The 7,986-nt window shown below is 36.6% G+C and carries 7 protein-coding genes and 1 pseudogene (1 of these 8 only partly in view); 6 read left to right on the forward strand and 2 right to left on the reverse strand.

Translation table 11 applies throughout. From position 1 onward, the window contains the following. Positions 1–106 precede the first annotated feature (106 nt). Positions 107–2,500, forward strand: coding sequence for a cobaltochelatase subunit CobN (locus tag V4D30_RS02635; RefSeq protein ID WP_353684702.1), 2,394 nt, complete (start codon positions 107–109; stop codon positions 2,498–2,500). On the opposite strand, the gene V4D30_RS02640 is transcribed toward V4D30_RS02635, so the two are convergent. Together V4D30_RS02640 and V4D30_RS02645 are read right to left on the reverse strand one after the other, a co-directional pair. Beyond that, positions 2,479–2,805, reverse strand: coding sequence for a type II toxin-antitoxin system VapC family toxin (locus V4D30_RS02640; RefSeq protein ID WP_353684703.1), 327 nt, complete (start codon positions 2,803–2,805; stop codon positions 2,479–2,481). The genes V4D30_RS02635 and V4D30_RS02640 overlap by 22 nt on opposite strands. A gap of 185 nt (positions 2,806–2,990) precedes the next feature. Then, the gene (locus V4D30_RS02645) at positions 2,991–3,194 is read right to left on the reverse strand and encodes an antitoxin family protein (protein WP_353684704.1); all 204 of its coding nucleotides are present in this window, start codon (positions 3,192–3,194) and stop codon (positions 2,991–2,993) included. 81 nt (positions 3,195–3,275) lie between these two features. On the opposite strand from V4D30_RS02645, the pseudogene V4D30_RS02650 reads away from it, so the two are divergent. The 5 genes and pseudogenes from V4D30_RS02650 to V4D30_RS02670 form a co-directional block, all read left to right on the forward strand. Continuing rightward, positions 3,276–4,697, forward strand: a pseudogene (locus tag V4D30_RS02650) (cobaltochelatase subunit CobN); the annotation flags it as partial. Continuing rightward, entirely contained in the window at positions 4,694–4,996 is a 303-nt protein-coding gene (locus V4D30_RS02655) for a hypothetical protein (RefSeq protein WP_353684705.1), read from the forward strand. The pseudogene V4D30_RS02650 and the gene V4D30_RS02655, both read left to right, overlap by 4 nt. Further along, positions 4,978–5,190, forward strand: a complete 213-nt coding sequence (locus V4D30_RS02660) for a DUF2283 domain-containing protein (protein WP_353684706.1) — start codon at positions 4,978–4,980, stop codon at positions 5,188–5,190. The genes V4D30_RS02655 and V4D30_RS02660 overlap by 19 nt, the downstream gene beginning before the upstream one ends. A 17-nt stretch (positions 5,191–5,207) precedes the next feature. Beyond that, positions 5,208–6,218, forward strand: coding sequence for an AAA family ATPase (locus tag V4D30_RS02665; protein ID WP_353684707.1), 1,011 nt, complete (start codon positions 5,208–5,210; stop codon positions 6,216–6,218). Next, positions 6,196–7,986 carry the 5' portion of a VWA domain-containing protein gene (locus V4D30_RS02670; RefSeq protein ID WP_353684708.1) on the forward strand. The gene runs 45 nt beyond the window's last position, so only the first 1,791 of its 1,836 coding nucleotides appear in the window; it begins with the start codon at positions 6,196–6,198; its stop codon lies off the right edge, out of view. The genes V4D30_RS02665 and V4D30_RS02670 overlap by 23 nt, the downstream gene beginning before the upstream one ends.

Genomic DNA, 7,986 nt, shown 5'->3' on the forward strand with positions numbered 1-7,986 from the left:
ATCTCTTTCAATAATGACAGGAAAACTAAATCTTTTCATTTTAAAACCTCAAGTTCTTTGATTTTTATTATAAAACTCTTAAAAAATTTTTCCAATGGAGGCTTGTATGCTTAAAGTTGTAGCAGTTGTATGGCAGAGTTATTACAACATGCTTCTTAAGGCATCAAAAGATATAAAGGATTTTTCAGTTAAAGTTTACTCTGTAAGAGCACTTGAAAATGAACCTGAAAAACTTGATATTGCTTTAAGAGATATTGAAGATGCTGATATTCTATTTTTTTATCGTTCAAATGAGTCTGTATGGGAGAAGATTGAAAGAAAACTAAAAGAAGGTGGCATTAAAGGCAAAGTTGTCTGTCTTGGACATGACCCTTCATACTGGACTCTCTCAGATGTTGCTCCTGAAATTATAGGGAAAGCTTATAGTTATCTTGTTATAAACGGTGAGAAAAATATAAAAAATATGTTTCTATTTTTAGCCAGTAATGTTGCAGGACTTGATATTCATTACGAAGAGCCTGAACAGATTCCATGGGAAGGAGTTTATCATCCAGATGCTGAAAAGATTTTTACCAGTATTGATGAATATATGGATTGGTATAAAAAGAAGGATGCTCCAACTGTTGGCATTCTTTTTTCAAGGCATTACTGGATAAATGGAAATACAGAGGTTGAGGATTTACTTATCAGGGAGCTTGAAGCAAAGGGATTCAATGTAATCGCTGCTTTTGCCTATTCAGTTAAAGATGATGCTCTTGGAACAAAGGGAAGTGGAGAGGTAGTTCTTGAGTGGTTTATTGATAAAGAAGGCAAGCCAAGAATTGACGCAATGGTAAAGCTAATATCATTCTTTCTTGGAACAAGCAGAACAAAAAGAATGGATAACACTGACATTGCCTCAGATGGAGTAGAAATTCTTAAAAAGCTTGATGTTCCTGTCATATCCCCTGTTTCTTCCTATTACAAAACAATTGAGGAATGGGAAAAGGAAGAGTTGAATCTTGACATAGGCTGGTCAGTTGCGCTTCCTGAGTTTGAAGGCGTGATTGAGCCTTTAATAATCTCTGCACAGGTTGAAGGAAGTGAAGATGAAAGAAGAAAGATGCCAATAAAAGAGAGAGTGAAAAAGCTTGCTCTTAGAATTGAAAGATGGATTGATTTAAGAAGAACACCTCCTCATCAAAGAAAGATTGCCTTTATTCTTCATAACAATCCCTGTGCCTCTGTTGAGGCAACTGTTGGCTCTGCAGCCCATCTTGACAGCCTTGAAAGCGTGGTTAGAATTATGAAAAGAATGAAAGAAGCTGGTTACAATGTAGAGCCTCCAGAGGATGGAAAGGCATTGATTGATGAAATAATGAATAAAAAGGCAATATCAGAGTTCAGATGGACAACTGTTGAGGAGATTGCCCTAAAAGGTGGTGCCTTGGCATTTGTTGATAAAGAGAAATATCTTAAGTGGTTTAATGAACTTCCTGAGAAGACACGGCTCAGAATGATTGAGGCATGGGGAGAGCCTCCTGGTGAGCATAAAAACGGTATTCCACCAGCTATGGTTTATGATGGAAAGATTGTTATCACAGGCTTAAACTTTGGGAATGTGCTTGTAATGGTTCAGCCAAAGCGTGGATGTGCAGGCGCAAGATGTGATGGACAGGTATGTAAGATTCTTCATGACCCTGATGTTCCACCTCCTCATCAGTATGTGGCAACATATAAGTGGCTTTCAAGGGAGTTTAAGGTTAATGCGATTGTTCATGTGGGAACACATGGAAATCTTGAGTTTTTACCAGGGAAAGCAGTAGGGCTTTCAAATGCCTGTTTCCCTGATATAGGAATAGACACTGTCCCTCATCTTTATATTTACAACGCGGATAATCCTCCTGAGGGAACAATAGCAAAAAGGCGAAGTTATGCAGTGCTTGTTGACCATATGCAGACAGTTCTAACTGAAGGCGGGTTGTACAGTGAACTTTTAGAACTTGAAAGACTTCTCGGTGAGTACGAGGATGTAAAGAAAAAAGAGCCTGCAAGAAAACATGCTCTTGAGCATTTAATAATTGCTGAGATAAAAAAAGCTAAAATTGACCATGAAATAAAGATTTTTCACAATGCAAGAAAGGTTCAGCTTTCCAGTCTTACCCATGAAGAGCTTCATCAAATACCATTTGAAAAGATAGTTGAGGAAACACATGGCAAGCTATCTTTGATTAGGAACACTCAGATTCAGGATGGAATGCATATATTTGGTGATACTCCTAAGGGAGAAAGAAGAGTTGATTTCATTTATTCCATATTAAGATATGATTCAGGTGATGAGCATTCATTGAAAAAGGAGGTGGCAAGACTTCTTGGTTATGAATTAAGTGAACTTTTATCACACCAGAGCAAGATTGACCCTATAACAGGTAAATCATACGGAGCAATAATTGAGGAAATAGACAGAATAGGCAAAGAGATAGTAAGGGAAGTTCTGAATCAGCAATATGTTGGTTTGTAAATATGTATATCTGGAATTATTTCAAAATCTTTATCATTTGTGGCAAGATTATAGATACCGCATTCAAACATAGTTTCTATAAGCAGAGCATCATTTCCGAGAAAACCATATTGTTTTTTGATTTTTTGAGCTTTTTTAACATTATCAAAACTAATAGAAACTACATTGATATTCAAGTTTTCAATTATATAAACAAGATTTCTGCTAATTTCAAGCTGTTTTACTATTTCTGGATTATTTTTGAGAAAGGTTGTTACTTTTTGCAGGGAAATTTCAGGAAATTTTATAATGGCTTCTTCTATCATTACTCTATGAATTACTTCTTGTATAACAACTGCATTGGTAGAGCCCTTAATTTCTTGATTCTATATCCTTTTAAAAAATCTGAAGCAAGAGCGGTTAAAGATGGAATCTTTAGAAAAGAAATATATAAAGATATTCGCATCTATAAATACTTCAGTGTTATTTTCAATTTCTTCAAGAGTATGAATTATTCAATTTCAAATTCCGGGTCAAGAGCTATTTTTTCAATTACTTCATTATTTAATCCCTTTATAATTCCGCTGAATAAATCAGCAATTGAAAGCTCATCTTCATCGGATATAATAATTTTAAAATGTTTCTTTTCTTTTATGGAAAATTCAGAGAGAGGTTTTAGAACACCATTTTCATATACAACTTTTAAAATTTTCATATTTAATTATAGCACAAAATTGGAGGTGGCATGATGGAAATTCTTAAAAAGATAAACTGGGATAAGCCAGAATGGAGGGCAATTAAAGAGAAGATACTGGAACTAAACAGGAAGATTGAGGATTCAAAGGAGATTGAATCGCTACTTCATGGTTTTTCAGGCGGATACATTCCTTCAGGTCCATCAGGGCTTATAACCCGCGGAAGAGATGATGTTTTGCCAACAGGAAGGAACTTTTACAGCCTTGATCCGCACAGAGTTCCAACAAAGTCTGCCTATGAGATTGGTAAAAGACTTGCTGAAAAGCTTATTGAAAAACATTTAAATGAGGAGGGAAGATTTCCTGAAAATGTGGCATTCTACTGGCAGTGCACAGACATAATGTGGGCTGACGGAGAAGGAATGGGACAGATAATGCATCTTCTTGGCGTAAAACCATTATGGCTTTCAAATGGAAGAGTAAAGGGATTTGAGATAATACCAGTTAAAGAGCTTGGAAGACCTCGTATTGATGTAACAATAAGAGTTTCAGGAATAACAAGGGACAATTTCCCTATGTGCATAGAGCTCATTGACGAGGCAGTTCAGGCAGTTGCTTTTCTTGATGAGCCTGAAGATATGAATTTTATAAGAAAGCACACAATGGAGCAGCTTGCTCAGAATGGTGCAGACCTGCGTTCAGCTACATTGAGGATTTTCTGCTCAATGCCTGGAACCTATCAGGCAGGAACTCAGCTTGCAGTATATGCATCTGCATGGAGAGAGGAAAAAGACCTTGCAGAGGTTTTTCTTTACTGGAATGGATATGCCTATGGAAAGGGAGTATGGGGAGAAAGCAAACACAAAGAGCTTGCCAATGCATTAAAAACAGTTGATATAACTTACAATAAAGTGGTCTCAGATGAGTATGACCTTTTTGGATGCTGTTGCTACTTTGGAACTCATGGTGGAATGACAGCTGCTGCAAGACATTTAAGTGGAAAGGAAGTTAAAACCTATTACGGAGACACCCGTAATCCTGAGCATGTGGAAGTCAGAGACCTTGCTGACGAGATAAGACGTGTTGTGCGAACAAAGCTATTAAATCCTAAGTGGATTGAAGGAATGAAAAGACATGGATACAAAGGTGCAGCAGACATATCAAAAAGGATAGGAAGAATCTATGGCTGGGAGGCAACAACAAAGGAGGTTGATGACTGGATTTTTGATGACATTACAAGAACATTCATGATGAATGAGGAAAACAGGAAATTCTTTGAGGAACATAATCCATGGGCACTGGAGGAGATTGCAAGAAGGCTGATTGAGGCTGCTGAAAGAGGACTATGGAGTCCTTCAGAGGATGTAAAGGAGGCATTAAAGGCATTGTATCTTGAGATTGAAGGATGGATTGAGGAGAAAATGGGAGACACAAAAGGAAACTTTCAGGGTGGTTCAATAGATGTTGTAACAGCAGAGGAAGTTGAATACTGGAAAAAGAAGATGCAAGAGGTGATTAGTTGATACTCAATGATTTATTTGATAGAAAAATTCGTTTAACAGATGAAAGACAAAGACATTTTGAAGAAGATCATCCTGAAATGAGAAATCAAATGGAAAAGATAAAAGAAACTCTTATAAATCCTGATATTATTGTGAGGTCAAAAATAGATTCGCAAGTAGAGTTATTTTATAAACATTACCCGATAACTTCTGTTACGGAAAAGTATTTATGTATTATAGTAAAGGTTCTCAAAGATATAACTGCTTACTTTACAGATGCTATAAAAAGGGGTGAGATATTATGGGAAAAGAAGTATTAGTCTGGTATGACAGAGAAGGAGATTACATTGAAGTGCTATTTGAAAAGAAAAAAGGATATTTTAGAGAAACAGAAAATGATGCTGTTATGGAAAAAGTAGATGAAGAAGGAAATATTATAGGTTTTTCTATCTTAAAAGTTAGTGCATTAAAAGAAAAACCTCTTTCAATATTGCTAAAGGCTGAAGTTGCATAAATTAAAGAGGTGATGAAATGATATTTCCATTTACTGCAATTGTTGATCAGGAGGAGATGAAATTAGGGCTCATCCTGAATGTGATTGATCCCAACATTGGCGGCGTTCTTATTATGGGAGAAAAAGGTACTGCAAAGTCAACAGCTGTGAGAGCACTTGCTGATTTGCTTCCTGAGATAGAGGTGGTAAAAGGATGCAGATTCAACTGTTCACCTGATGGACCTTTCTGCAGTGACTGTATTGAGAGAGTTAATAACAATGGCTCAATTGAAATTGAAAAGAGAAAGATGCGTGTTGTTGAACTTCCATTAGGTGTTACAGAGGATAGACTGGTAGGCACACTTGACATTGAGCATGCAATTAAAAAAGGTGAAAAGAGATTTGAACCCGGAATTCTTGCTGATGCAAACAGAAACTTTCTTTATGTGGATGAAGTGAATCTTCTTGAAGACCACATTGTTGACCTTTTGCTTGATTCTGCTGCAATGGGAGTAAATACTGTTGAAAGAGAAGGAGTTTCCTTTGTCCATCCTGCAAGATTTATTCTTGTTGGAACGATGAATCCTGAAGAAGGTGAGCTGAGACCTCAGCTTCTTGATAGATTTGGTCTATGCGTTCAGGTCAATTCATTGAGGGATAAGGCTTTGCGTGTTGAAATTTTAAAAAGAAAAGCCCAGTTTGATGACAATCCAGAGGAGTTTCATAAAAAATGGAAGAGTGAACAGGAAAAGCTTGCAGAGAAAATAATGGATGCAAAGGAAAGGCTTAAAAGTTTAAATATTACGGAGAGCTCTTTATCAGCAGTTGTTGAGATAACAGCAGAGTTAAATCTTGATGGTCACAGGGCTGATATTGTTATGCTTAAGGCAGCAAGAGCCTTTGCAGCATTCAACGAGAAAGATGAAATAACCCGTGAGGATATTAAGGCAGTTGCTCCTTTTGCCTTAAGACACAGGCTTAAAAGGCTTCCCTTTGAGGATTTATCAATAGAGGCAGAAAAACTTAATGCAATACTTGAAAGATTTTAAAATAAGCTTTTCAGATTTTGTAGGACAGGAATCAGCAAAGCTTGCTCTTTTGCTGAATTTAATTGAGACAGCCTCAGGTGGAGTTTTACTGGCAGGTAAAAGGGGAACAGGTAAATCAACTCTACTAAAAGCTTTCAAAACAATCGTTAAAGCTCTCAAAATTCCCTTTATTGAGCTACCAATGAATGCAACTGAAGAAGCAGTATTGGGCGGAATTGATATTGAGGAAACAGTTAAAACTGGTCATAGAAGGTTTCAGAAAGGGCTTCTTTCAAAAGCAGATGGAGGATTTCTCGTTATTGAAGACATAAACCTTTTTCCCCGTGACATAGTTTCAATTATTTTTGAAGTTCAATCAAGGGCTGAGAATATTATTGAAAGAGAGGGGATTAAACTTAGGGAGCCTGCGGAGTTTCAGATTCTTGCCACAATGAATCCTGAGGAAGCTGATTTTTCTTCTCATTTTCTTGACAGATTCGGCATGTGCGTAATCATGGATGAAATTAATGAAAAAGAAAAAAGAAAGGAAATAATAAAGCTTAATCTCACAGAGAATAGAGAAATCAAAGAAGATATCCATTTAATTGAAAAACTCAAAAAATCCAGAGAGTTTATAAAAAAAGTTAAAGTTTCAGATGAGATAAAGGATTTTATATCAGAGCTGGTTTTAAAAGAGGCTGTGTCAGGGCATAGAGCAGACATTTTTCTTTTATACGCTTCAAAAGCTTATGCAGCATACCTTGGGGATGATTTTGTTAAACAGGAACATGTGATTACAGTTGCTCCACTTGTCTTAAATCACAGAAAAAAACTCATTGAACAGCATGAAGAGCATGAGCATCAACATGAGTCCGATGAGGCTCAGAACTCAGAAAAGGATGATAAAAAAAATAACAACTTAAAGCAGAATCCTCCCCCTATGGATGAAAACACTGAACAAGGAAAATTGCAGAACACTCCCTCATATGAAAAGGAAGAAGTTTTTCCTGTTGGTGAGAGTTACAAAATAAAAAGATTTTTCTTCAGAAAAGACAGAATTCTTAGGCAGTTAACTGGAAGAAGAACAAAGACAAAAGCAAAGGGTAGGGGAGGGAGATATGTGAGAAGTCTTATTCAGAAAAGAGATGACATAGCAATTGATGCAACCGTGAGGGCTGCTGCACCCTTTCAAAAAATAAGAGGGATGAAGGATTCATTGATAATTAAAGATGATGACTTAAGATACAGGGAAAAAGAAAGAAGAATGAGCCATACTGTAGTGTTCGTTGTTGACGGCTCTGGCTCAATGGGGGTTGCTGAGAGAATGATTGCTACAAAAGGAGCAATTCTTTCACTTTTAATGGATTGTTATCAGAAAAGAGACAAAGTTTCAATGATTTTATTCAGAAAAGACAGGGCTGAAACCATTCTTCCTCCCACATCCTCTGTTGAGCTTGCCTTAAAAAGACTTAAAGAGATTCCAACAGGAGGTAAAACTCCTCTTTCAGCAGGACTGATGGAGGCATACAAGTTAATGAAAATAATGCATTTTAAAGAACCTCAGAGCCGTCTGCTAATATTCATTATTACAGACGGAAAGGCAAATGTATCATTAAGTGACAAGTCTGTTTTTGAAGAACTGAAAAGCATCTGCTTTATGCTTAAAGATTTTCCCTCATCAGACTTTATTGTTATTGATACAGAAAAAAAGGATAAATTCATGAAGATGGATCTGGCAGGCAGGATTGCAGAATGGCTTCAGGCGAGATATTTTCTTATAGATGAGCTT

Origin of the sequence: Thermodesulfovibrio sp. 3907-1M (assembly GCF_040450955.1) — a bacterium.
GTDB lineage: Bacteria > Nitrospirota > Thermodesulfovibrionia > Thermodesulfovibrionales > Thermodesulfovibrionaceae > Thermodesulfovibrio > Thermodesulfovibrio autotrophicus.